Below are 24,488 nucleotides of genomic sequence, written 5' to 3' on the forward strand. Positions count from 1 at the left end.
TAATCTTAATCTGCTGAAGCAAACCCTAATCCTGAACTAATGGCGGGAGTGGTACGCTGAATGCTGAAGTTAACCTACTGGAGAGAAGGCTTGGAGATGGATGTATGGGTGAGAAATATCGGATGGGTTACGGTGTTGACGGCGCTGCTGGTGCTGATCAAGAGACAATATGACCGGATCTATCTGCTGCAGGAATGCACCTATGAGAATAGCGGGGTGTATGCTGCTGCTGCCCGTTTTGCCGGCGGGGCTTCGGCCCGTGAGGTCAGTGAGCTGCTTGTGACCAGCTTCGAGTTCGATCGTCAGGAGACGGAAGTGATCCTTGCCTGGGCGCTCCCGCACCGGATGGAGGCGGACGGGGGTTATGGTGCTTTTATCGGGGCGGTCAACAGGGTGTTGGGTAAAGAGATTTACCATCCCTCCTGAAGTCTTAATACAATCTTAATGCGCCTGAGGAAACCCTTACCCTGAACTAATGGGAGAAATGATACGCTAGACCGGAAGTTACAAGAGAGAGATTACCATAAGGTGAGGAGTGGCAAAGACGATGATGGATGTGTATATGACGGCAATGCTGGCAGCAATATTCACCGTGTTCTACGCGTTTGTACAATGGTGCAGCCGTGTGACCGATGAGCAAGGAGGGACGGAGTAATGGCGGTTGTCCTTGGAGCTACTGTGCTGCTGTTTCTGTATTTGGGCTATGCTTTGATTCATCCCGAGAAATTCTAACTACTAAGGAGGGCCATCCGTGGGGATTGTGCAGATTGTAGTCGTCATCTTAATACTCGTACTGCTGGTGAAGCCGGTGGGCACTTATCTATATCATGTATTCTCTAATGAACCGAACCGGACAGACCGGGTGTTCGGCGCAGCGGAGAAGGGGATTTATCGTCTGATCGGGCTGAAGCAGCGGGGCGGGATGTCCTGGAAGAAATATGCGCTCAGCTTCATCGTAACGAACATTGTACTGGTGGTATTCAGTTATCTCTTTCTACGGCTGCAAAAGGGGCTTCCGCTCAACCCGGGCGGGATTGGCAATATGGAAGAGACGCTTACCTTCAACACGGTGATCAGCTTCATGACCAATACGAATCTGCAGCATTACAGCGGGGAGACGGGCGTGTCGTACTTCTCACAGATGGCGGTCATGACGATGCTGATGTTCACCTCGGCTGCCAGCGGCTTCTCGGTCGCGGTTGCTTTTGTCAGAGGGATTACAGGCCGCGGCTCGGTGGGGAACTTCTTCGAGGACTTCGTCAAAGCGCATATCCGGATCTTCATTCCGCTGGCACTGCTTGTAACACTGGCGCTTGTAGCGCTGCATGTGCCGCAGACCCTGAAACCTACGCTGGAAGTGAACACGCTCGAAGGGCAGACCCAGCAGATTGCGATCGGTCCGGTGGCCTCCCTGGAGTCCATTAAGCACATCGGCACGAACGGCGGAGGCTTCTTCGGAGCCAACGCTGCGCATCCATTTGAGAATCCGGGACCGCTGAGCAATGTGCTGGAGATCCTCTCCATGTGGCTGCTGCCCGCATCTCTGCCGTATATGTACGGGAAGTTCGCCGGGAACAAGCGGCAGGGCTGGATGATTTTTGGCGCGATGATGACGCTGTTCGTGGTATTGCTCGGAGTGAATTACGCTGCGGAAAGTGCGGGCAACCCGGCGATTAACGCCATGGGCATAGACGCTTCACAGGGTAGCATGGAGGGCAAAGAGGTCCGGTTCGGCATCGCACAGTCCGCGCTGTTCACCACCGTTACAACGGCGGCCACTACCGGCAGTGTGAACAATATGCATGATACGCTGACGCCGCTCGGCAGTATTACCCCGCTGACCCTCATGATGCTGAATAACGTGTTCGGCGGAAAAGGTGTCGGGCTGATCAATATGCTCATGTATGCGATCCTCGGCGTGTTCCTCTGCGGGCTGATGGTGGGCCGGACGCCGGAGTTCCTGGGCCGCAAAATTGAAGCGCGGGAGATGAAGCTGATCGCCATCGCGATTCTGATTCATCCGCTGATTATACTGGTGCCGACAGCGGCTGCTTTTCTGACAGAGCTTGGTAAAGGCAGTATCAGTAACCCCGGCTTCCACGGAATGACCCAAGTGCTGTATGAATACGTATCGGCTGCGGCCAATAACGGCTCAGGCTTCGAAGGGCTGGCGGATAATACCTCCTTCTGGAATATCACCACTGGGGTTGTCATGCTGCTGGGCCGGTATGTCTCGATGATCGCCATGCTGGCGGTTGCCGGTTCCCTGCTGCGCAAGAAGCCGGTGCCGGAGACCATTGGGACCTTCCGCACAGATAACGGCCTGTTCACTGGCATCCTGATTGGTACGGTGCTGATTATCGGAGCGCTGACCTTCCTGCCGGTGATTGTCCTCGGTCCGGTTGCAGAATATTTGACTTTACGGTAGGGAGAGGGAGAGAAGAGAATGAGTACTGTACACAAAAAGAAGCTGCTGACGGGTCCCATCCTGCTAAGTGCTGCCAAGGATAGTCTGGTGAAGCTGAACCCGGTGACGCTAATGAAGAATCCGGTCATGTTCGTCGTGGAGGTTGGGACGGTTATCGTCTTGCTCATGGTGCTTGCGCCCGGGTATTTCCATGCGGAGCATGCGGTAGGCTTCAATATAACCGTATTCTTCATCCTGCTGTTTACCGTGCTGTTTGCTAACTTCGCGGAAGCGCTGGCGGAGGGCCGGGGCAAGGCACAAGCCGATTCGCTCAAAAAAACCAAACAGGACATCACCGCCAATAAGGTGGCAGGATCAGGAGTCAAGCAGGTGCCGGCCTCTGAGCTGCGCAAAGGCGATATCGTAATCGTCAGCCAGGGCGAACTGATTCCCGGCGACGGGGAAGTGACCGAGGGGCTGGCTTCTGTGGACGAATCGGCCATCACCGGGGAGTCGGCTCCGGTCATTAAGGAAGCCGGAGGCGACTTCGGCTCCGTGACCGGCGGTACCCGCGTAGTCAGCGACCAGATCAAGGTGCGGATCACCAGTGATCCGGGGGAATCGTTCCTGGACCGGATGATCTCACTGGTCGAAGGCGCGAAGCGCCAGAAGACACCGAATGAGATTGCTCTGAACACGCTGCTGATCAGCCTCACGATTATTTTCCTGATTGTCGTCGTCACCCTGCGTCCCATCGCGGATTATATCGGGGTGAAGCTGGAGATTCCGGTCATGATCGCACTCTTGGTCTGCCTGATTCCGACCACCATCGGCGGGCTGCTGTCGGCCATCGGGATTGCGGGCATGGACCGGGTGACGCAGTTCAACGTCCTGGCGATGTCCGGGAAGGCGGTGGAAGCTGCCGGGGATATCAACACGATGATTCTGGATAAGACGGGGACGATTACCTTCGGGAACCGGATGGCCAGTGAGTTCGTTGCGGTAGGCGAAGCAACTGTAGCCGAGCTTGCGTCCTGGGCGGCGGTCAGCTCGCTGAAGGATGAGACGCCCGAAGGGCGCTCTGTCCTGGAGCTGGCGAAGAAGCTGGAACTCCAATATGACTACAGCCTCGCGGACGGCGGGGAGTTCATTGAGTTCAAGGCAGAGAGCCGGATGAGCGGGATGGATCTGCGGGACGGGCGCTCAGTGCGTAAGGGAGCGGTCGATTCCGTGAAGAAGTGGGTGCTGTCCCGGGGCGGTGCCGTACCGTCCGATCTGGATACCAACTCGGATGCCATTGCACGGCTGGGCGGCACTCCGCTCGCGGTTGCCGTAGACAACCGGATTTATGGGCTGATCTATCTGAAGGATACGGTGAAGCCCGGGATGAAGGAGCGATTCGACGAGCTGCGCAGCATGGGGATCAAGACGATCATGTGTACAGGGGACAACCCGCTGACCGCCGCTACGATTGCCCGTGAAGCCGGAGTCGATGATTTCATTGCCGAGAGTACCCCGGAAGATAAGATTGCGGTAATCCGCCGGGAGCAGAACGAGGGCAAGCTAGTAGCTATGACTGGAGACGGAACCAACGATGCTCCGGCGCTGGCTCAGGCCGATGTGGGGCTGGCGATGAACAGCGGGACAACCGCTGCCAAGGAAGCGGCCAATATGGTCGATCTGGATTCTGATCCGTCCAAGATCATCGAGGTTGTAGCTATCGGGAAGCAGCTCCTGATGACACGCGGGGCACTGACCACGTTCAGTATCGCTAACGATATTGCCAAATATTTTGCGATCATTCCGGCGATGTTCACGCTCGCTATTCCTGAGATGGAAGCCCTGAACATCATGGGGTTGGGTTCCCCAAGCTCGGCAATTATATCGGCGCTGATCTTCAATGCCATCATCATCCCGCTGCTGATTCCGCTCGCTATGCGCGGGGTCTCCTATAAGCCGATGAGCTCCTCCAGACTGCTGACGCGCAACATTGTCATCTATGGTCTGGGCGGAGTCGCTGTTCCATTCGCCGGGATCAAGCTGATTGATATGATCGTCAGTATATGGATCTAGAAGAAGTCCGGCAGACGATTGACTATACAAGGAGGGCGTAATCATCATGGCACAATCTATTCATGAGACAACCGGAGAGCAGGACTCCGCTTCAAAAGCAGATTTTTTCTTCACTACAGTGAGGTTAAGCATCGTATTCATTATTCTCTGCGGAATGATCTATCCGCTGGCTTCCACCGCGCTTGCCCAGGTGCTGATGCCTGCCCAGGCGAACGGCAGCCTGCTGAAGGATACGTCCGGGAAGGTGGTCGGTTCTGCGCTGATCGGGCAGAGCTTCACGAACCAGGCTATGTTCCAAAGCCGTGTGTCGAGTATCGGGTACAAGGCCGAGGCTTCGGGATCGAATAACTACGGGCCATCGAATCCTGATATGCTTCAGCGGACCAAGGATTCCATTGCCCAGTGGAAGCTGGATAATCCCGGCGTCCCAGTAAGTCAGCTCCCTGTGGATCTGATTACGAATTCCGGCTCGGGTCTTGATCCGCATATTTCACCGGCTGCGGCGCTCGTGCAGGTTCCCCGGATCAGCAAGCTGACCGGCATTCCGGCAGATACCCTTGAAGCGCTGGTGAAGGAACATACGGAAGGGCGCGATCTGGAACTGTTCGGAGAGAAACGGGTGAATGTGCTGAAGCTGAATCTGGCGCTGACGGAGATAGCGAAGTAAGCTTAATCCATACAGACCGCTTCCTCCAGTTGTGAGAATAGAAAGAAGGTGAATCCGTGGCGCCCTATAAACGCAAGTCTCCCGAGGAGATTCTATATTCTATCTACCAGCTCCAGCGGGGACGGCTGAAGATCATCATCGGCTCGGTTAGCGGCTCCGGCAAAACCTATCATATGCTGGAGGAAGGCAAGCTGCTGAAGCATCAGGGGATCGATGTCGTGATCAGTGCAGTCTCCACTATGGGCCGGGCGGAGACGGTTCAGCAGCTTGGCGATCTGGAGCGTGTGCCCAGTATTCACTGGCTGAAGGACGGCAAAGAAGAGAAGGATCTGCCGCTGGAGGCTCTGGTGGAGCGCAACCCTGAGGTGCTGCTGGTCGATGGTCTGGCCCACCGTAACCGTACAGAGGCCCGCTTCCCGACCAGGCTTGCGGACATCCGTTATCTGATGGATCAGGGCATCAGCGTAATCACTACTATTAATGTCTATGAGCTGGCTGGTGTGGGGGAGCAAATCTATGAAATGACCGGCATCCGTGCGGATTGCACTGTGCCGCTCAATACACTGGAACTCGCCGATGAGGTACGGCTGATCGATGTGTCCCCGGAGACCATTCTCAAGCGGCTGGAGGAGGGAGTGCTTGGAGAGGGCGCGCACCCGGCTCTATCCCTCAGAGGCAACCTTGGCGTACTCCGTGAGGTGTCGCTGCGGCTGATGGCGGAAGGGGTCAATGATTCCCTGGAAAAGCACCGCGAGGCCGAGGGACTGATAGGCCCATCCGGCGCGACAGAGCGTATCCTGGTATCCGCGCAGTATCACTGGAATGGTTCCCTCTATATTAGAAGAGGACAGCAGATTGCCAAACGGCTGAACGGAGACCTGCTTATCGTTACCTTCCTCCTGCGCGGCCGCCCGCTGACCAAGGATCAGCAGGTATTCAAGCGCTCCATCCGCAAGCTGACAGAACGGATTCAGGCCCGGTTCGAGGAGCTGGAGCTGCTGCGTCTGCGGATGCTGCCCACCATGCTTGTGCGCTATGCCATTCAGAACAATGTCACCCGAATTGTGATGGGGCATTCGCAGAAAAGCCGCTGGCAGGAGAAGTGGCAAGGCTCCATTGCCAGCCGTGTCCTGCGCCGGACGCGTAATATTGACGTGTTCCTGATGGCTGACCGTGCCGAGCAGGAAGGAGAGCGGGTGCTGCCCGTCCGTCCCGCCGTGAAGAAGGCGGCAGAACCGTTCCACCGGCTGACCGGCCGGGAGCTGGAGCGGCGGATCGAAGATATCCGCCGGGGTACCTTCAAGGTGTATATTGGCGCAGCCCCCGGCGTTGGCAAAACCTACAAGATGCTCCAGGAAGGCAATCTGCTGCTGGGCAGGGGCATCGATGTGGTCATCGGGCTGCTGGAGACTCATGGGAGAGAGGAAACCGGCAAGCAGGTGGGCGGGTTAACGATGATTCCGAGAGCGCGGATTGCCTACCAGTCCACCGAGCTTACGGAGATGGACACAGCGGCCATTATCGCCCGCCGTCCCGAGGTGGTGCTGGTGGATGAGCTGGCCCACACCAATGTTCCCGGAAGCCTGACCCGCAAGCGTTACGAGGATGTCATCCAGCTGCTGGAGAACGGGATCTCTGTCATTACCACGGTCAATGTGCAGCATTTGGAGAGCCTGAACGATGCGGTGGAGCAGTTAACCGGCGTGCGTGTGCGCGAGACGGTGCCGGATGCCATTCTGCGGATGGCGAGTGAGGTGGAGCTGATTGATGTCACTCCGCAGATGCTGCAGCAGCGGATGCGGGAAGGGAAGATCTATGCGCGGGAGAAGGTCAATCAGGCGCTGGAGTCTTTTTTCAAAATAGGTAATCTGATCGCGCTGCGTGAGCTGGCCCTGCGCGAGATTGCCGATGATGTGGATGAGCGGCTGGAGGCCTGGGAACGGGAGCCTGCCTTGCGCGGACCGTGGAGCAGAAGGGAGGTCATCTTCGTCTGTGTAGACACAGGGCCGCAGGCTGAACGGCTGGTCCGCCGCGGCTTCCGCATTGCACACCGCCTGAAGGCGGAGTGGCATGTACACTACGTGCACTGTGCCCGCATGAAGACGGTGGAGGAGCAGAAGCGGCTGGATACGCTGAAGGCTCTGACCGAACGGCTGGGCGGGGTAATGGACATTACGGAGGCGGGAAGCCGCAAGCATCTCTATAAGCATCTGCTCCAGCGGATGAATGACATGCAGACTACGCAGGTTATCATCGGCCAGTCCCGCAGACACTTCCTGCGCAGCCTGTTCTCGGTGAGCTTCGTTCAATATCTGCTGCGGCATGCCCGGCATATGGATATGCTGATCGTGGCCGTTCATACGCAGATGATGGAATGAGGCGGCTTGGCGTCATAGGAGCGATAAGGTAATGTACAATTTACACGGGTTTGTTCAGTAATTGACATCCCTGGCACCATTGGCAATTGCGCGATTGAGTCCCCGCCGCTAACATAATGAACAGATGTTCATTTAAATACAACTGTTTGAAGCGGAGAGGGGATTCGAAATGCGAATATTAGTGATCGGTGCAGGGGTAATAGGCAGTTATTTGGCACATGTGCTGGTACGGGGCGGGAATGAGGTCACCATACTGGCCAGAACGAAGCGGGCGGGCCAATTGCAGAAGGACGGACTGGTCCTTCGGCATTATTTTCAGCGCAAAACGACTGTGGATCAGGTGAAGGTGATATCCGAACTGCGGAGGGACGATGTCTATGATCTGATCTTCGTAGTGATGAAATACAATGACTTCCCGGCCGTGCTGCCGGCGCTGGCGGACAACGACAGTAAGAATATTGTGCTTGTCGGCAATAACGGAGATACCCGCGGGATGCAGCAGTTCTTCAACGAGAATAGCCGGATTCCGCAGAATATTGCGTTTGGCTTCCAGATTAACGGGGGGACCCGTGAGGAAGACGGGCGTGTCATCGTTGTAAGCGGTGGCGGCAAGATGGTGCTGGGCAGTCTGGAGGGTGAGGTTCCGTTCAGGACAGAGCTTGCGGAGGCCTTCCGGCAGACGAAGTATAAGCTGGATTATTCTCAGGATATTAACGCGTGGCTCCTGAGTCACATTGTTTCAATTGTCCCGGTGATGTCGGTCATTTATCTCTATGATTTTGATCTGGCAAAAGCAAGCAAAGACTCCGCCCGCTGGAAACAGGCGGTTGCCCTAATGGATGAAGGGTTCCGCGTGCTCTCCGCACTGGGCTTACCCGTTAATCCCGCCTCCCTGGTTAACGGGGCGAAAAAGCACCCGGCACTGCTCGCCCAAGGGTTGAGACTGGTTCAAAAGCTGCCCTTCATGAAGCTGATCGATGGCTCATTTAGCGAGATTGCAGCGCTCTATCAAGCCTTTGAACCTCTGATGCAGCAAGCCCGTCTGTCCACACCGGCGTGGGATGACTTCAAGCAGCAGACGATGAGGAAATATGCGTTGGAGCAGGCCTAGGATGAACGGATTCATGGAGACAAATCGACTCCACCAACGAACAGCTCAGGAAGCTCCGCTTAGGCGGAGTTTGCTGGGCTGTTCTTGCTCTTGCGAGTAGGTGAAGGACCAATGTAATCGGAAAATCGATTACATTGCGCTCGCGAGAGGGCAGATGACTGGATGTAATCGGAAAACCGATTACATTGCGCTCGTGAGAGGACAGATGACTGGATATAATCGGAAAACCGATTACATTGCGCTCGTGAGAGGACAGATGACTGGATTTAATCGGAAAACCGATTACATTGCGCTGGTTAGAGGGCGGATGGCCAATTGTAATCGGAAAACCGATTACAATGTGCTCGCGAGAGGACAGATGACTGGTAATCGAAAAACTGATTACATTGCGCTGGTGAGAGGACAGATGGGTAAGGCTGTTTTTGCCCAGGAGCCCATTCACTTTCAGCATAAAAAAATCATTAACACCATATACATAATGTTCCAATCTACTTATAAAGTATTGTAATATAACGTGCTAAAGAGATATGCTTATTACCATGTGGATACAAATACAACCGAAGGAGTGGACTAACTATGACTATCATCGATACTATTCAAACGAGAAGAACGATCAAAGCCTTCCGGCCGGACCCGATTAAAGAGGAGGAGCTGAATACTTGGCTGGAAGCTGCCAGCTATGCTCCGAACCACCGGATGAATGAGCCGTGGGAACTGCTGTTCATCGGGCCGCAGATCCGGGCGGCGCTGAATCATAAGACCGATTTTGGTGGCGCTCCGCTGCTGATTGGAGTCCTATCCAAGCCTGCTGCTTCTACAATAGAGCGCGAAGAGAATATCATGGCCGTATCGTGCTATATCCAGAATTTCATGCTGGCCGCCCATGAGGCTGGAGCAGGTGTGTTCTGGTCGTCACTCGGCGGTACAGCCAAGGGCCGTGAGGTGCTGGGCGTTCCTGAAGAGCAGGATGTTATTGGGGTGCTTGCCGTAGGTTATCCTTCGGAAGTGCCTGCTGCCAAGCAGAGAACGCCAATGACTGACAAAATCACATATTTGCCCTAAACGGAAGAACGGATGCAACGACTGATGAGATGAAGGTGAACTGAATGTGGAAGCTCAGGGGCTTCATGAAGCCGTACGCCCTCTGGAGCGTGCTTGCCCCGCTGTTAATGGTAGTTGAAGTAGTGATGGACCTGCTGCAGCCTGCACTTATGGCCAGCATTGTGGATAAAGGCCTGATGAAGAATGATTTATCGCATATCCTTTCAACAGGCGGAATTATGATTGGAATCGCTGTCATCGGAATGATCGGCGGTGTAGGCTGTGCGGTATGTGCAAGTATTGCCTCACAGAATTTCGGCAATGATCTGCGACTCAAGCTGTTTGAGCATATCCAGAGCTTCTCGAACCGCAATCTGGACCGGCTGAAGACCGGCTCGCTGATCACCCGGCTGACAAACGATGTAGTGCAGCTTCAGACCTTTGTGCAGATGATTCTGCGAAGCTTCGTGCGGTCACCGCTGCTGCTGATCGGAAGTCTCGTCATGGCAGTCCGGATCAGCCCGTCTCTGGCGATGATCCTGCTGGCAGCGGTTCCGCTGCTGTTCATTCTCCTGTTTGTGCTGATCCGGCTTTCTTTTCCGCTATTTGCCCGGATGCAGGAGAAATTGGATGGGGTGAGCAATGTGCTGCAGGAGAATCTCACCGGCATTCGTGTAATCAAGGCCTTCGTTCGTGGAGACCATGAGCAGCAGCGCTTTGATACCGCCAATACCGGCTATACGGATACCGGAATCCGGGCGATCCGCCTGATGGCGCTGAATATGCCGCTTATGATGCTGATTCTGAATGCCAGCATTATAGCCGTCCTCTGGTTCGGGGGCCTACAGAACTGGAACGGGACACTGCCCGTTGGTGAACTAATTGCCTTCATTAACTATGTTACTCAATTGCTCATGTCGATGATGATGCTGAGCACGATGCTAGCCTTCGTATCAAGGGCCAAGGTGTCGGGGGACCGCGTCAATGAAGTATTCGCCGCCACAAGTGAAATTACCGAAGCGCCTGCGGCAGATCAAGCAGCCATTACGCTCGGACGTATTGAATTCAGCAAGGTCTCCTTCGCCTATAACCGCGGGGATGAGAATCTTGTGCTGGAGGATATCAGCTTTGCAGCCAGCCCCGGAGAGACGATCGCTATTCTGGGGGCTACCGGAGCAGGGAAGTCTACCCTGGTTAGTCTGATTCCCAGATTCTATGAGGTCTCGTCCGGTGCCGTTCTGATCGACGGAACAGACATCCGGGAGATTGGCATAGAGCATCTGCGTAGCCGGATCGGGTTCGTAATGCAGCAGTCCCTGCTGTTCAGCGGCAGTATCAGGGATAATATCCGTTACGGAAGGCCGGAAGCAACAGATGAAGAAGTGGAGCACGCGGCTGTGGCCGCAGAAGCACATGGATTCATCACAGCTATGCCGCAAGGCTACGACACGCAGCTCGGGCAGCGCGGGGTGAACCTGTCAGGCGGGCAAAAGCAGCGTCTGTCTATTGCACGCGCGCTGCTGATCAAACCGTCTATTCTGATCCTGGATGACAGCACCAGCGCTCTGGATGCGGTTACCGAAGCAAGCATCCGCCTGCTGCTGAAGACGGAGCTTCAGAATTGCACTGTCGTTATGATTGCCCAGCGGGTGTCTTCTATTATAGATGCCGACCGGATCTTGATTCTGGAGAACGGGCGGATCGCCGCGCAGGGTACACATAGCGAGCTGATGGCAGGCAGCGAGATCTACCGGGACATCCGCCATTCCCAGCTGAAGGAAGAGGAGGAGCCCTATGTCCAGTCATCGTAAAAGAGAACAGGCTCCCGTCGGACCTGGAGCGTTAGGCGGCGGGCCTCCGGGCCGGGCTGGCGTTACACCCAAGGTACGCCCGAAGAACAGTAAGGCAACGGTCATCCGCATCTGGTCCTATCTGAACCGTCAGCGGACAGGGTTGATTATGGTCTACGTATTCACGATTCTGAATGCTGTGCTTGCCCTGATCGGTCCTTACCTGCTGGGAAAAGCCATTGATACCGCGATCCTCCCGCAGGATTACAGTTTGCTCATCCGGTTCTGTCTTCTACTGGGCGGTATTTATCTGCTGGGCAGCGCTGTCTCTTGGGTCCAGGCTTACGTGATGACCTCCGTCTCCCAGCGCACGGTCTATGAGCTGCGGCGGGACCTGTTCGCCAAATACCAGGAGCTGCCGGTCAGCTTTTTCGATACCCATGCTAACGGTGAGCTGATGAGCCGTGCGACCAATGACATCGACAATGTCTCGAACTCGCTGAATCAGAGTGTAACCCAGCTGTTGAACAGTCTGATCACACTTAGCGGCTCTCTGGTCATTATGTTGATGCTGAATGTTCCGCTGACGGGAGTTGCTCTGATAACTATTCCGCTGGTCGTACTGGCGAGCCGCCGGATTACCGGCTTAAGCCGGATCTACTTCAAGGATCAGCAGCAGCATCTGGGTGAGCTGAACGGCTTCATTGAAGAAGCAGTCAGTGGCCAAAAGGTAATCAAGCAATACCGCCGAGAACAGGCGGAGGTCACCAGATTCCGCGGAATAAGCGGGGAGCTTAACAAAGCGGGCATCAAGGCGCAGATTGTATCCGGCCTGGTAGGCCCGGTAATGAACCTGATTAACAATCTGAACTTCGCGCTGATTGCCGGAATTGGCGGCTGGATGGCTTATCATGGGCTGCTTACCGTAGGGGTCATCGTCAGTATGCTGAACTACGCCAAGCAGTTCGGCCGGCCCATCTCCGACCTTGCGAACCAGTATAACCTGATCCAATCGGCAATCGCCGGAGCGGAGCGCGTATTTGAAGTGATGGATATGTCCTCCGAGTACAGCGGGGAGCAGCCTCAGGAGCTGGAGCGGATACGCGGGGAAGTTATTTTCCGGGATGTTGTGTTCGGATATAAGCCGGGCGAGCCTATTCTGAACGGTGTAAGCTTCACTGCGCAGCCGGGTGAGACGATCGCCCTGGTGGGGCCGACCGGTGCAGGGAAGACGACCATTGTCAACCTGCTGACGCGTTTCTATGAAGTGAGCGGCGGTGAGGTGCTGATCGACGGCAGGGATATCCGGGAGTTCAATAAAAACGGGCTGCGCCGCCAGCTCGGAATGGTGCTGCAGGACGCCCATGTCTTCTCGGGAACCATTCGCGAGAATATCCGGTTCGGCCGTCTGGAGGCCACGGACCGTGAAGTGGAAGAGGCAGCTAACCTCGCCAATGTCAGCGGCTTTATAGCGCGGATGCCACAGGGGTACGACACACTGCTGGGTACAGACGGGACCACCTTGAGCCACGGCCAGCGCCAGCTGTTGACCATTGCCCGTGCCATTCTGGCCGATCCGGCCATCCTCATTCTGGATGAGGCAACGAGTAGCGTGGATACCCGGACAGAGATGCATATCCAGCAGGCCATGCGTACATTGATGAAGGGCCGCACCAGCTTCGTGATCGCCCACCGGCTCAGCACCATTCAGGATGCAGACCGGATTCTGGTCATTCAGGGCGGCCAGATCGCTGAGCAGGGAAGCCATAGCCAGCTCCTAGCGCTGCAAGGGATATATTCCGAGCTGTATAACAGCCAGTTCAAGCAAGCCTTTGAAGCCGGGTAACCAAGGCGCCAAATATATGAACGTAAACAGCGATCCTCCGGTTATGTGAGAATCGCTGTTTGCGTTTCAGTTCAGCTGCTGTTAAATTGGTGCCGATCACGCATTGTTCCGATGTTAATATTGGTTACAAAGTGCAACAATGTGCATAATCCAGCACCACGCTGGGGAATTCCTGCACTAATTACAACAATGTGTGTTCCTTAAGGGTTCAGTTGACGGAATTCCTGCACAGAATGCAACAATGTGTGTTCCTCAGCTGCATAACTCACCGAATTCCTGCAATAAATACAACAATGCGCTTTATCTAAGCTCAAACGGACGAAGTTCCTGCAAAAAGTACAACATTTATCCAACGCGGTGTTCAGTGAGGCGTTTAATGAGGTGTTCAGTGAGGTGTTCAGTGAGGTGTTTAATGAGGCGTTCGGTGAGGCGTACAGTGATGCTACTTTGCCTTTCAAATTTCTGTTCAGTGGGACCATTTTTTCTTTCAGGTTTGTGTTAAGTGGGGCTGCCTACACTCAAACAGCGGAGCGGGCGGAACGACCCGTGGAAAAGCGTAGCGTTCGCCTTTGTGTCCGGATTTTACCGATTAGGTAAAAATAATAAAAATCTGGACACAACAGCGATTGTAACAACGTTCCGTTTGCGCAGCGTCCACCTCAGCTAAGACGTAAATTGAACTCAAAATCAAGGGTCTCCCAAGTAACTCCACCATAGATTTCGGCCAATTATCAATCAATTTCACCCCAGGACACATAAAGGACATAACACTCGACTATGCTGAGAGGTATAAACGGGTTGAAAGCAGGGAGTACATTGAAGAAAAAGTTACTGCTTGTCGAAGACGAGCTGCGTATCCGTGAGCTGGTGTCGGATTACTTCATACAGGACGGCTGGGAGGTGCGCGAAGCCGATAATGGGCAGGACGCGCTCCTGTGGTTCGATTCACTGGTGCCGGATCTGCTGATTCTGGATATTATGATGCCCAAAATGGACGGATTTCAGGTATGCCGGGAGATCCGCAAGAAATCGGCAACCCCGATCATTCTGCTGACCGCCAAATCCGCCGATGATGACAAAATTCACGGCTTCGAGCTGGGAGCCGATGATTATGTGACCAAGCCGTTCAGTCCCAAGGTGCTGGTGGCCCGGGCTGCGGCGCTGATGAAACGGGTCGAAGGCGCACACCAGCCAGAATCCGGTGTAGTGAGATTCGGCTCGGCCATTTTTAATACCATGGCGCACCGTCTTGAAGTGGAAGGCGCCGATGTCGAGCTGACCCCGAAGGAATATGATCTCCTATGGCTGCTGATCCGCAACAAGGGTCATGTGGTCTCGCGGGACACCATCCTCAGCCGGGTCTGGGGAATTGAATTCGAGGGGGACTCCCGGGTCGTGGACAGCCACATCAAGAAACTGCGCAGCAAGCTGGGGTATGAATCCCGCCACATCCGTACGGTCATTGGCACCGGCTACAGATTCGAGGTCGAAGAATGAAAAGATGGGGAATTACCTTCAAGCTGTTCGTGATGACTGTTATCTTCTTCGTCTGTTTTTACGGGATGGTCATCCTCAGCCAGTTCCTGCTGTTCGACCGCTTCTACCAGATACAGAAGGAGTCCCGTGTGGAGAAGCATCTGAAGAGCTTCGGGACAAGCTACACCAAAGAAGCCTGGGGCAGAACCCGCACTTCCCGCGAGCTGGTCCGGTTCATGCTGCGCAACAAGACACAGATGGTCATTATGAAGCCGGATGGCCGGATGAAGTCGGAAGATCCGTTCCGCATGAAGCTGATCGATGAGAAGGGCCAAACTCAGGTGATTCCCATGTCCCTGTTCATGAATCAGTTTGGCGACATGCTGAGATCGGCCCATCTGAAGGAGAATGACCGGGTGACCATACAGGGAGAGCATGTCGTCAGCGCAAGCGAGCTCGGGCAGCTGTTCTATCCGGTTAATATTACTAAACAAGGGGGAACGCCGGTAGGCGAGGAGGCGGATTCGGACAATACCAGCATTACCGGAACCATTACGGAGCTGGTCCTGCCGGATCTGAAAATATGGAGCCCGCGCCAGGGCATCCTGTTCGAGGCCATAGAGGACTGGTTTCCGTTAAATCCGGGTCAGCTGGAGAGCCTGAATAATCTGAACATGGTCAAGGAAGAGTGGACGGCTCCCTGGAGCGGTATCCGCAATTCCGTAATGATTCTGCCCGTGAAGCAGGCCAGCGGAGAGATTGAGCTGTTGTTCTCAGTGACCTCGCTGCAGGATGTTAAGGATTCCAATGAAGCGCTGCGCTGGTTCTTTTTATACCTGGGGCTTGGCGGGTTCGTGCTGATTCTGGTTCTGTCGCTGTTCTATTCCAAGATGGTGACCCGGCCCTTAATCAAGCTCAATAATACGGCCAAACGGATGGTAGCGCTCGATTTCACCGGTCATAACTCCATCCGCCAGAAGGATGAGCTGGGTAACCTGTCCAGAAGCATGTTCACCTTATCCCAAAGTCTGGACACTGCACTGGGCGAGCTTCGGGAGACGAATCAGCAGCTGGTGGAGGAGATGGAGCAGAAGAAGAAGCTGGAGCAGATGCAGCAGGACTTTTTTTCCAGTGCTTCTCATGAGCTGAAGACGCCTCTTAGCATTATCAAGGGCTTCGCCGAAGGGCTGGAGGACGGGGTGAGCGCAGGTAAGCAGGATCATTACATCAAGGTCATTATCGAAGAGGCCGACAAGATGGAGTTCCTGGTAAAAGATATGCTGGACCTGGCCCGGCTGGAGTCCGGCACGATCAAGCTGCGCAAAAGCTCCTTCATGCTAAGCGAAATGACGGAGAAGGTGACCGATAAACTGGTGCATTCCCTTCAAAATAAGCAGCTGGATGTAGTCATTATCCCGGCGAATGAATTGCCCGTATATGCGGATGCTACATGGATTGAACAGGTGCTCAGCAATCTGCTGACCAACGCCATCCGTCATGCCGAAGAGGGCAGTACTATAACTGTTAGACTGGAGAGTCAGCCCAAGAAGCTTTTATTCACCATCCATAACAAAGGGGAGCGAATCCCCGAGGATCAGCTGGCGCATATCTGGGAGCGGTTCTACCGGATCGAGGCTTCACGCAGCCGTCTGACGGGCGGAACCGGACTCGGATTATCCATTGCGAAGCAAATTTTAGATATGCATGGCTGCCGGTATGCAGTGATGAACACCACGGACGGCGTCTGTTTTAGTGTAACCTTTGGAGGCTGAGCCGCCCAATTACTAACTTGTCAGGAAAGGAGTGAACAGCATGAAATGGAGCTGGCTGCCTTCAATGTGCACACTGGGAAACCTGGGCTTCGGATCAATTTCCCTGCTATTCACGATTCAAGAACGTTATGATCTTGCTTTATTAATGATACTGCTGGCTGCGATATGCGATGTTATGGACGGACTGCTCGCCCGGATGCTGCATTGCACCAGTGATTTCGGTAAACAACTGGACTCTTTGGCGGATATTATTTCTTTTGGTATCGCTCCCGTCTTTCTTATTCTGTTATACCGGCTGGAGAACGTGCAGTGGGTCGGACCTGTGGCTGCGGTTGCATTCCTGATCTGCGGGGCGCTGCGGCTGGCCAGATTCAATATCTCGGCTCCTTCCAAGGGCTTCGTGGGCATGCCGATTACGGCAGCGGGATTGCTTCTGTCGATGACCACCCTTATAGGTGAACGGCTGAAGCCTGAAATGCTCATTTTAATAATGGGACTGTTGTCTATACTGATGATAAGCAGGGTCCCGTTCCCTTCGTTCAAAAAATTCGTTAACAGGAAGTGATTGTTCATGCCATGGGTCATCGAGATGATCTCACAATACGGTTATATAGCTATATTCGCGCTGCTGGCGCTCGGGCTTCTCGGACTTCCCGTTCCCGATGAGCTGCTGACGCTGTTCGTTGGCTATCTATCCTCTACCATGGTGCTGGATTTCTCGCTTTCGGTTCTGGTCTGCTTCATAGGTTCAATTACAGGCATGCTGATCAGCTATACCATCGGTCTCAGAGTGGGGCAGCCTGTCGTGGACCGGTACGGGAAATGGGTAGGCCTGACGCCCAAAAGATTCGCCTATGTCAAACGCTGGTTTTTCCGGTTCGGCAACTGGACGATATTCATCGCTTATTTTGTGCCGGGCATCCGGCATGTGACCAGCTACATCTCAGGCATCAGCGCCATGTCCTTCCGGAAATATTTAATGGTCACCCTTGCCGGTGCCTTTATCTGGTCACTCCTGTTTGTCTCGATTGGCTATCTGATCGGATCGAAGCTAACCTTTGTCTAATAAAGTAATATTCTTTTATAATCAAACAGGATCTTACAGTGGCTGATCGTTCTGTTATATACTGCAAGTAGTATTTATGGCTATGAGGCCAGGAATTATAGCGACACGAGGAGGTAGTACTGTAATGCCCAAACTACAAGATATCGTGATTGAAGAATATATACCGGAGAGGCATGCCGCTTCCATTGCCGAGATGTGGAACAGAAGCGCAGAGAGCTGGGGCGGAGACGGAGCGTACCGGACTGAGGAGAGCGTGCTGCGTGAACACGAGAAAAGTCCGATGCTCAAGTTGTTCCTGGCGGTAAGCGGCTCAGAGGTCATCGGATACTGCAGCTTCTCCCATTATAAAGAGGATACCGGAGCGCTCTATATTGCTCTGCTCAACGTGAGACCGGATTACCATGGACGCAAGGTGGGTAAGGCGCTGGTAAGGCGTTCGATCGAAGAGACGATTAAGCTGGGCTGGCCGCGGCTGGATCTTTATACTTGGCCCGGTAATGTCAAGGCAGTGCCCACTTATAAGAAAAGCGGGTTCTTCTGGGAGGACCGGGATGACACCACTCACCTGATGAACTTCATTCCCTCGGTGCTTCAGACCGGAGCGGTGAAGTCTTATTTCGAAAAGATAGACTGGTATAACGACAGCATCCGTGAGATCAAGGTGGAGCCTGACGGTCACGGGGAAAACGGCTTTGACTATTTTACATATGAATGGCTGAAGGATGGTCTGTCGCTGAAAATGGAATATGAACGGACCGGCCGTGGCCTGCGTCTCATTGAGACGGAGGATTACCGGATACAGGTAACGATTCCTGCGCAGCATGAGCTGCCGTTTGGAGCGGAATACCCTGTCATTTACGAAGCCGTGAACAAAAGCGGTAAGCCCCTGGCGCTCCAGATTAGCGGTAAAAGCAATGAGCAAATCCGCATAGAGCTGGACGCTGCTCAGACAATCGAATCCGAGGCACGGATTGAAGGCCGCTTCTTCATCCATCCGGTGAAGGAGGAGCAGGATCTCTATCAGACCCACCCTGTGGTGGAGGCAGAACTGCTCATTAACGGTCTTCCTGCCATCTTCAAGCTGGGCATTAAGCCGAAATTTCCGGTCAAGGTGAAGCTTCAGGTACCTGACAGAACGCTTTTCGCGGGCGAAGAGGTCGAGCTGGATGTAACGGTAGAGAATGAGTACAACACAGACACCGTGTTCAGCTTTGAGCTGCCGGAGGATGAGATTCTGGCGTTCGGCCAGACCCGGATTACCGTAGAGGTTCCGGCAAAGAGCCGGAGAACCGTCACCGCAGCGGCCCGGCTGCTCGGGTATGGCATTTGGCACCATACGGTGAGTATCCACAGTGCAGAAGAAGGAGCCGATTCAGCTATACTGGAACAGGAGCTGAGCCTGGTCTTCTCCGGAGCAGAGACGGCCTTCGGCGGCCCGACCGACAAGGACTGGATCATAAGCAATGGCCGCTATTCGGCCGTACTGAACAAAACAAACCACTGGCTTACCTTTTTTGAGAACCGTAAATATCTGATGAACCTGCCTTATCCTAAGCTGGGCTTACCTTATACGAATGAATTCAAGAAATTCACGGCGCTGGATGTGAAGATCTCCAGGGATCAAGAGGCTATCGTGCTTGAGGCCACTTATGAAGCCGGCATCAGAGATGGCTTGCTGCTGACAATGGTTGTGAAGCTGTTCGGCAACGGGATTGTCTCCCGTTATTTCCGAATCGACAATCTGCAGGCTACCGTTCAGGAGGAAGAGCTGTTCCTGAAGGACAGCTTCCGCTTCGGTCTGCATGGCGGCGTCATCCCTTACCGCGGCAAATATATAGATCTGAGCGCAGGGGTTGAAGCCTCCAGCCCGGATTACTGGGAGGCACAGGATTTCACGGAGAACTGGATGTTCGCTGACGATGAAGGCTTCTCCAGAGGGATTAGCTGGCCGTCAGAGCTTAAGCTGATTCAGGACTCGTGGATGCATGCCGTAGAGCATTCTCTGGGGCGGATTCCCGCCGGCGGGCGTAAGGAGACGCCGCCGCTGCGGATCGCGCTGGGCACCTGGGACCATTGGCAGGATTTCCGGGCCTATGCGCTGCAAAGCGGCAACAAGAACGCTGATGAACTGGCCGCTACAGAACAGCTGGAACTGAGCTTGAATAACGGGAATCCGTTTATAAGCGGAGAGGCTATGCTTTTACTTAAGGACCAGAAGAAGAGCTATCTGGCGGGTGAGATTCGGCTCTCTTCCGATGCAGGCAGCATGGCGGAAGCGCGGCTAACAGTACATGAGGAAGCGAAGCTCAGAGAAGCGGCTCTGCCGCTGACTGTGCCAGCAGGAGCAGCCCCGGATGTGCTGACCCTGCATCTGGATATGGACAGTTATGTGCAGGATCAATCCTTCCTGGTCTTGCCGGTCGCGGATGAACCTGTCCGGCAGGAGAGACTTGTAGCAGAAGGAGCACAGGTACTGGCTGTGGACAACGGCATTCTGCGGATACAGGCCAGCCCTGACTTCGCGCCGGGATTGTTCTCGCTTACCCATCAGGGCGAGGAATGGCTTGAATCTTCTTTTCCGCAGCCGGTTGCGAAATCCTGGTGGAATCCTTGGGTGGGTGGTATCGTAACCAGTGTGGAAGAAATCGCCTTACGCAGCTTCATGGAGGAGCCGTTAACGGCTGATTTCGCGGAGTTGACCGATAACAAGGGGAACCGCTGGTCGGGGATACGGATGAGCGTATCCATTCAGAAGAATGATAAATACAAAGGACTCGTACTGCATCAGTATTTCATGCTGCTGCCGGGCGTTCTGGTGCTTGCTTCTACAGTACATGTGGAGCAGAACACAGGCGGTCCGCTATGCCCGTTGCAGCTGGAGACTTCAACCTTCTATCAGGCTGCTTCTGCCATCAAGGACGGTAGAGGGTACCTCAAGAACAGCAGAGGTGAACAACTGGTATATAAGGCAGGCAAAGTACAGTCAGGAGCTAAAAGTTCTAACGGTCTTCTGCAACTGGGTTCTGAGGAGCGGAAGCAACGCTTGACGTTAATTGCAGCACCTGAGCATTCCTCTCCCTCGCTTATGGTGAATGCAGATGCAATATTGTCATATACGGAGGAATACCTGCATCTGCAGGATGGCAAGGAGCAATTCAGCAAGCCGCAATTCTATCTGATCTCAGATCTCCAGGTACCTGATCAGGCTTATGGCGATCTGCTGTCGATCCGGTTCAAGAAGTGAGTCAGAGAAAGGAAGCTTCTATGAAAATCATTGACGCACATGTGCACTATTCCAATATTGCAGCCTTCCACGAAACGGCGCAGACCTTGGCGCATATCGATTATACCGGCAAGGGACTCCTGGAGGAGTTCCGCCGCAGCGGTGTAATTGCCGGAGTCGGTATGGGAGTGACTGAGACGGTTGCCGGAGCTTTTCCCGATTCCGCTGCCCTCAATCCTATGCTGCTTGACCTGAGCGAGACCCTGCCGGACAATCTGTTCACCTGCGTGGGCATTAACCCGCTCACCCTTCATCTGGAGGGACAGCTTGAAGCACTGGAGCAATCATTGCAGCGGACGGATGTCGTTGGCATCAAGCTGTATGCCGGGTATTACCACTTCAATGTGGGGGATGAAATTTATGATCCGGTCTACAAGCTGGCTGCCGCTTACGGCCTCCCGGTGGTCATTCATGGCGGATTGACTTACGCGGACCAGGGATTGCTGAAGTATTCCCATCCGCTGTCCATGGAAGAGACCTTCCTGAAGCACCGGGAGATTACCTTCATGCTCTGCCACCTGGGCGATCCCTGGGTCATGGACACCGCAGCCCTGCTGGAGAAAAACCCTAATCTCTATACAGATTTATCCGGCTGGATTGTCGGCGATCAGGCCAAGGTGGACCGGCTGCTGACCGAGCAGACCTATACCGATCATTTCCGCCGGGCGCTGGTGTTCGCCGAGAAATACGACCGTCTGGTCTTCGGCACCGACTGGCCGCTGGTCCCGCTGGACGCTTATATTACCTTCGTGAAGCACCTGGTGCCAGAAGCCTACCATGAGGATGTCTTTTATAACAACGCACTCCGCGTGTTCCCTAAGCTTGCGGAGCGGATTAGAGAACTGAATTTGTAATGATGGTTTTTAATGCATGCCCCCGGAATGGTATTCCGGGGGTTTTCGGTTTGTTGCGCGGGGCAGCGGGGCAGGCTACTACTTCTGACGAATGACCTGTGGTAAGCTGAGAGTAGTGCTGCAACAGTTTTACAACTGTTAGAATGAACTTTAGGGTGTTAAAGTCTGAGCACGAACATCGAGCTGATCCTGGGCTGATACTGGGCTGATCCTGGGCTGATACTGGGCTGATCCTGGATTGATGCTGGGCTGATCCTGGATTGATACTGGGCTGATCCTGGGCTGATACTGGGCTGATCCTGGATTGATGCTGGGCTGATCCTGGATTGATCCTGGGCTGATCCTGGGCTGATCCTGCACCCTTTACCGACTTCTGCTCTTAAATTCAACTAGCTGATTGTATTTTCTGCAATAGAAAATGCAAAGCTGACCGTAAAATTAGATTCTATTGTATTTCATACAGTAGAATGTTGTGTTTTGGGTGAAAAATGGCCTTTTTTCAGTATTCTATTGCACTGAATACAATAGAAGCTATTTCGAAGCCTTTTTTACAGCATTCTGTTGTACAAAATGCAGTTACTATCATTCAAGTGCCTACAGCATCCGAATGACAACTGTGCAATGAGAAGCTGACTCGTAAAGGTCCGGTAATGGTTTCTTCACATTTACTGAGGGAGGAGTATTATGCCATACATACAGATTAACGAACTTGAAATGTTCTATGAACAGATGGGTACCGGAGAACCGGTGATCTTCCTGCACAGTCATTATTCCCGCAGCATGCTGGCCTTCAGCAGCCAGGTTCTGGACTTCCAGAACCAATACAGATGTTACTTCCCGGATCTGAGAGGGCATGGCAGGACCCGCTGCCGGGATCTGGACTGGTCTACTCCACGAATAGCTGAAGATGTCGCCGGATTCATGGATCGAATGAATATTGAACGGGCACATCTTATTGGATATAGTATGGGAGCGGGCGTAGGGCTATCCCTGGCAGTGAATCATCCGGGACGGATTGCTACGCTGACTACGATTGGAACCAGCGGCTTCTGTGAACCGGCTGGAGCCGGGGAGTACGAACCTGAACAGCTGCTGGCGAATCAGCAGCAAGCCTTCATTGATCAGATGATCGAGAGGCATCAGGAGGCCCATCAGGGGAATTGGCAACATTATCTGCGGCAAACGGTGCAAGACTGGATCAGATACCCGGACCTCACGGAGGAGCAGTTAAGTAGTATAACTTGCCCGGCACTGCTAATTTCAGGGGAGCATGATCCGTTCGCGGGAAAGGATAGAACTGCGAAGCTAGCTTCCCTCGTTACGGGTGCAAGGATGCTGATCGTTCAGGGAGCAGGTCACCGCCCGCATATGCTGCGAGAACAGCCTATCCTGGTGAACAATACCATTCTTGAATTCCTTGCACAGAACCCTATCCACTAACACAAGGAGATATACACATCCAGAAAGGACGTACAGATGAAGAAAGTCATTGTGATCGGAGCAGGGATTCTCGGGGCCTCGGCAGCCTATCAGCTGGCAGTGATGGGGGCAGAGGTGCTGATTATAGACCGTCAAGACCCTGGACAAGCTACGGATGCAGCGGCAGGGATTATCTGTCCCTGGCTGTCGCAGCGGCGCAATCAGGCCTGGTACAGGCTGGCGAAGGCGGGGGCACGGTTCTATCCCGAGTTGATTAGTCAGCTTATGGAAGGTGGCGAAGCGCATACCGGTTATGCCAGGGTTGGAGCGCTTAGTATACATACGGATGAGAGTAAGCTCGACAAAATAGAAGAGCGGGCACGGATGCGGCTGGCAGATGCCCCGGAGATCGGAGTCATCACGCGGCTTAGCGCACAGGAGACCCGTGATCGGTTCCCGCTGCTGGCGGAAGGATACGCCTCGGTTCATATCAGCGGTGCTGCAAGGGTGGATGGCCGCGCTTTGCGGAACGCTCTGCTTCATTCAGCGCAGCAGCAGGGTGCGGTCATGGTTAGCGGCGATGCTGCGCTCGCCTTTGAACCGAACCGGGTCACTGGAGTCAACGCAGGGGGACACTTTTATCCGGCGGATGAAGTGATTATCTGTGCAGGCGCATGGGCGAACCCCTTGCTCCGGCCGCTGGGCATTGACTTCAAGGTGAGCTACCAGAAGGGGCAGATTATGCATTTGCAGGTATCTGACCAACAAGATACGGAAGTTTGGCCGGTAGTGATCCCGCCAAGCGATCAATATCTGCTTGCTTTTGCCCGGCAGCAGATTGTTATCGGAGCTACTCATGAGAATGACGTAGAAGGATATAATACCAGAGTGACCGCCAGCGGGATGCAGGAGATTCTGACTAAGGGGCTGGAAGTTGCGCCTGGACTGGCGGATGGTACCTATAGTGAAGTGAGGGTCGGCTTCCGTCCGTTCACTCCGGGATTTTTGCCGGTCATTGGGACTGTTCCCGGGTGGAGCGGAATCCTTGCGGCCAATGGTCTGGGAGCTTCAGGACTTACCATGGGGCCGTATATCGGTTATCAGCTGGCGAAGCTGGCACTTGGGAGAGAGCCTGATCTGGAACTGGACGAGTATAGCCTTCATAGAGCCATAACCGGCGGATGATTACGAATACATTTCCTTCATTGGAACATTATGATTCAATTCGGCTGAGCGGATGAATTTTTGTTTGACAGAAGTGAAGGTCTGATCCATAATACAATCCATACTAAACGTATATGATTT

The 24,488-nt window shown here is 53.9% G+C and carries 17 protein-coding genes; all 17 read left to right on the top strand.

Features of this window, described 5'->3' with window-relative positions; all coding sequences use genetic code 11:
• Positions 1 to 60: 60 nt before the first annotated feature.
• The 17 genes from NSS83_RS02160 (at position 61) to NSS83_RS02240 (ending at position 24,368) form a co-directional block, all read left to right on the top strand.
• A complete protein-coding gene (locus NSS83_RS02160; protein ID WP_341185971.1) occupies positions 61 to 426 on the top strand; it encodes a hypothetical protein in 366 nt (121 codons plus the stop codon).
• 325 nt (positions 427 to 751) lie between these two features.
• Positions 752 to 2,428: a potassium-transporting ATPase subunit KdpA gene (gene kdpA / locus NSS83_RS02165; protein WP_341347579.1), complete on the top strand. Its 1,677-nt coding sequence runs from the start codon at positions 752 to 754 to the stop codon at positions 2,426 to 2,428.
• An 18-nt stretch (positions 2,429 to 2,446) separates the two neighbouring features.
• Complete coding sequence (kdpB, locus tag NSS83_RS02170) at positions 2,447 to 4,480, top strand: potassium-transporting ATPase subunit KdpB (protein ID WP_341347580.1); 2,034 nt, start codon at positions 2,447 to 2,449, stop codon at positions 4,478 to 4,480.
• Positions 4,481 to 4,526: 46 nt separating this feature from the next.
• Complete coding sequence (gene kdpC, locus NSS83_RS02175) at positions 4,527 to 5,147, top strand: potassium-transporting ATPase subunit KdpC (RefSeq protein ID WP_341347581.1); 621 nt, start codon at positions 4,527 to 4,529, stop codon at positions 5,145 to 5,147.
• A gap of 56 nt (positions 5,148 to 5,203) precedes the next feature.
• Positions 5,204 to 7,525 (top strand): universal stress protein, encoded by a 2,322-nt coding sequence (locus NSS83_RS02180; protein WP_341185967.1) that lies wholly within the window; start codon positions 5,204 to 5,206, stop codon positions 7,523 to 7,525.
• A gap of 169 nt (positions 7,526 to 7,694) precedes the next feature.
• A complete protein-coding gene (locus tag NSS83_RS02185; RefSeq protein ID WP_341185966.1) occupies positions 7,695 to 8,636 on the top strand; it encodes a 2-dehydropantoate 2-reductase N-terminal domain-containing protein in 942 nt (313 codons plus the stop codon).
• Between the two features lie 576 nt (positions 8,637 to 9,212).
• Positions 9,213 to 9,698, top strand: coding sequence for a nitroreductase family protein (locus NSS83_RS02190; RefSeq protein ID WP_341347582.1), 486 nt, complete (start codon positions 9,213 to 9,215; stop codon positions 9,696 to 9,698).
• A 44-nt stretch (positions 9,699 to 9,742) separates the two neighbouring features.
• A complete protein-coding gene (locus NSS83_RS02195; protein ID WP_341185964.1) occupies positions 9,743 to 11,488 on the top strand; it encodes an ABC transporter ATP-binding protein in 1,746 nt (581 codons plus the stop codon).
• Positions 11,472 to 13,313, top strand: coding sequence for an ABC transporter ATP-binding protein (locus NSS83_RS02200; protein WP_341185963.1), 1,842 nt, complete (start codon positions 11,472 to 11,474; stop codon positions 13,311 to 13,313). The genes NSS83_RS02195 and NSS83_RS02200 overlap by 17 nt, the downstream gene beginning before the upstream one ends.
• 816 nt (positions 13,314 to 14,129) lie before the next feature.
• A complete protein-coding gene (locus tag NSS83_RS02205) occupies positions 14,130 to 14,810 on the top strand; it encodes a response regulator transcription factor (protein ID WP_341185962.1) in 681 nt (226 codons plus the stop codon).
• The gene (locus tag NSS83_RS02210; RefSeq protein WP_341185961.1) at positions 14,807 to 16,561 is read left to right on the top strand and encodes a HAMP domain-containing sensor histidine kinase; all 1,755 of its coding nucleotides are present in this window, start codon (positions 14,807 to 14,809) and stop codon (positions 16,559 to 16,561) included. Before NSS83_RS02205 ends, NSS83_RS02210 begins: the two co-directional genes overlap by 4 nt.
• A 40-nt stretch (positions 16,562 to 16,601) precedes the next feature.
• Positions 16,602 to 17,126, top strand: coding sequence for a CDP-diacylglycerol--serine O-phosphatidyltransferase (gene pssA / locus NSS83_RS02215; protein WP_036693913.1), 525 nt, complete (start codon positions 16,602 to 16,604; stop codon positions 17,124 to 17,126).
• Positions 17,127 to 17,132: 6 nt separating this feature from the next.
• Positions 17,133 to 17,627, top strand: coding sequence for a DedA family protein (locus NSS83_RS02220; RefSeq protein WP_341185960.1), 495 nt, complete (start codon positions 17,133 to 17,135; stop codon positions 17,625 to 17,627).
• Positions 17,628 to 17,751: 124 nt separating this feature from the next.
• On the top strand, positions 17,752 to 20,871 hold the full coding sequence (locus tag NSS83_RS02225; RefSeq protein ID WP_341347583.1) for a GNAT family N-acetyltransferase: 3,120 nt from the start codon (positions 17,752 to 17,754) through the stop codon (positions 20,869 to 20,871).
• 20 nt (positions 20,872 to 20,891) lie between these two features.
• Positions 20,892 to 21,764: a TatD family hydrolase gene (locus NSS83_RS02230; RefSeq protein WP_340992858.1), complete on the top strand. Its 873-nt coding sequence runs from the start codon at positions 20,892 to 20,894 to the stop codon at positions 21,762 to 21,764.
• 684 nt (positions 21,765 to 22,448) lie between these two features.
• A complete protein-coding gene (locus NSS83_RS02235) occupies positions 22,449 to 23,204 on the top strand; it encodes an alpha/beta hydrolase (protein WP_341347584.1) in 756 nt (251 codons plus the stop codon).
• A 36-nt stretch (positions 23,205 to 23,240) separates the two neighbouring features.
• Positions 23,241 to 24,368, top strand: a complete 1,128-nt coding sequence (locus NSS83_RS02240) for an FAD-dependent oxidoreductase (RefSeq protein ID WP_341185956.1) — start codon at positions 23,241 to 23,243, stop codon at positions 24,366 to 24,368.
• Positions 24,369 to 24,488: the final 120 nt, after the last annotated feature.

Origin of the sequence: Paenibacillus sp. FSL H3-0469, from assembly GCF_038051945.1 — a bacterium.
In the GTDB taxonomy this organism is placed as follows: domain Bacteria; phylum Bacillota; class Bacilli; order Paenibacillales; family Paenibacillaceae; genus Paenibacillus_AQ.

Excerpts from the sequence above, each read along its gene's own strand:
- NSS83_RS02160 (WP_341185971.1), top strand. The coding sequence starts at position 61 with ATGCTGAAGTTAACCTACTGGAGAGAAGGCTTGGAGATGGATGTATGG.
- kdpB (WP_341347580.1), top strand. The coding sequence starts at position 2,447 with ATGAGTACTGTACACAAAAAGAAGCTGCTGACGGGTCCCATCCTGCTA.
- kdpC (WP_341347581.1), top strand. The coding sequence starts at position 4,527 with ATGGCACAATCTATTCATGAGACAACCGGAGAGCAGGACTCCGCTTCA.
- NSS83_RS02185 (WP_341185966.1), top strand. The coding sequence starts at position 7,695 with ATGCGAATATTAGTGATCGGTGCAGGGGTAATAGGCAGTTATTTGGCA.
- NSS83_RS02190 (WP_341347582.1), top strand. The coding sequence starts at position 9,213 with ATGACTATCATCGATACTATTCAAACGAGAAGAACGATCAAAGCCTTC.
- NSS83_RS02195 (WP_341185964.1), top strand. The coding sequence starts at position 9,743 with ATGTGGAAGCTCAGGGGCTTCATGAAGCCGTACGCCCTCTGGAGCGTG.
- NSS83_RS02200 (WP_341185963.1), top strand. The coding sequence starts at position 11,472 with ATGTCCAGTCATCGTAAAAGAGAACAGGCTCCCGTCGGACCTGGAGCG.
- NSS83_RS02210 (WP_341185961.1), top strand. The coding sequence starts at position 14,807 with ATGAAAAGATGGGGAATTACCTTCAAGCTGTTCGTGATGACTGTTATC.
- pssA (WP_036693913.1), top strand. The coding sequence starts at position 16,602 with ATGAAATGGAGCTGGCTGCCTTCAATGTGCACACTGGGAAACCTGGGC.
- NSS83_RS02220 (WP_341185960.1), top strand. The coding sequence starts at position 17,133 with ATGCCATGGGTCATCGAGATGATCTCACAATACGGTTATATAGCTATA.
- NSS83_RS02225 (WP_341347583.1), top strand. The coding sequence starts at position 17,752 with ATGCCCAAACTACAAGATATCGTGATTGAAGAATATATACCGGAGAGG.
- NSS83_RS02230 (WP_340992858.1), top strand. The coding sequence starts at position 20,892 with ATGAAAATCATTGACGCACATGTGCACTATTCCAATATTGCAGCCTTC.
- NSS83_RS02235 (WP_341347584.1), top strand. The coding sequence starts at position 22,449 with ATGCCATACATACAGATTAACGAACTTGAAATGTTCTATGAACAGATG.
- NSS83_RS02240 (WP_341185956.1), top strand. The coding sequence starts at position 23,241 with ATGAAGAAAGTCATTGTGATCGGAGCAGGGATTCTCGGGGCCTCGGCA.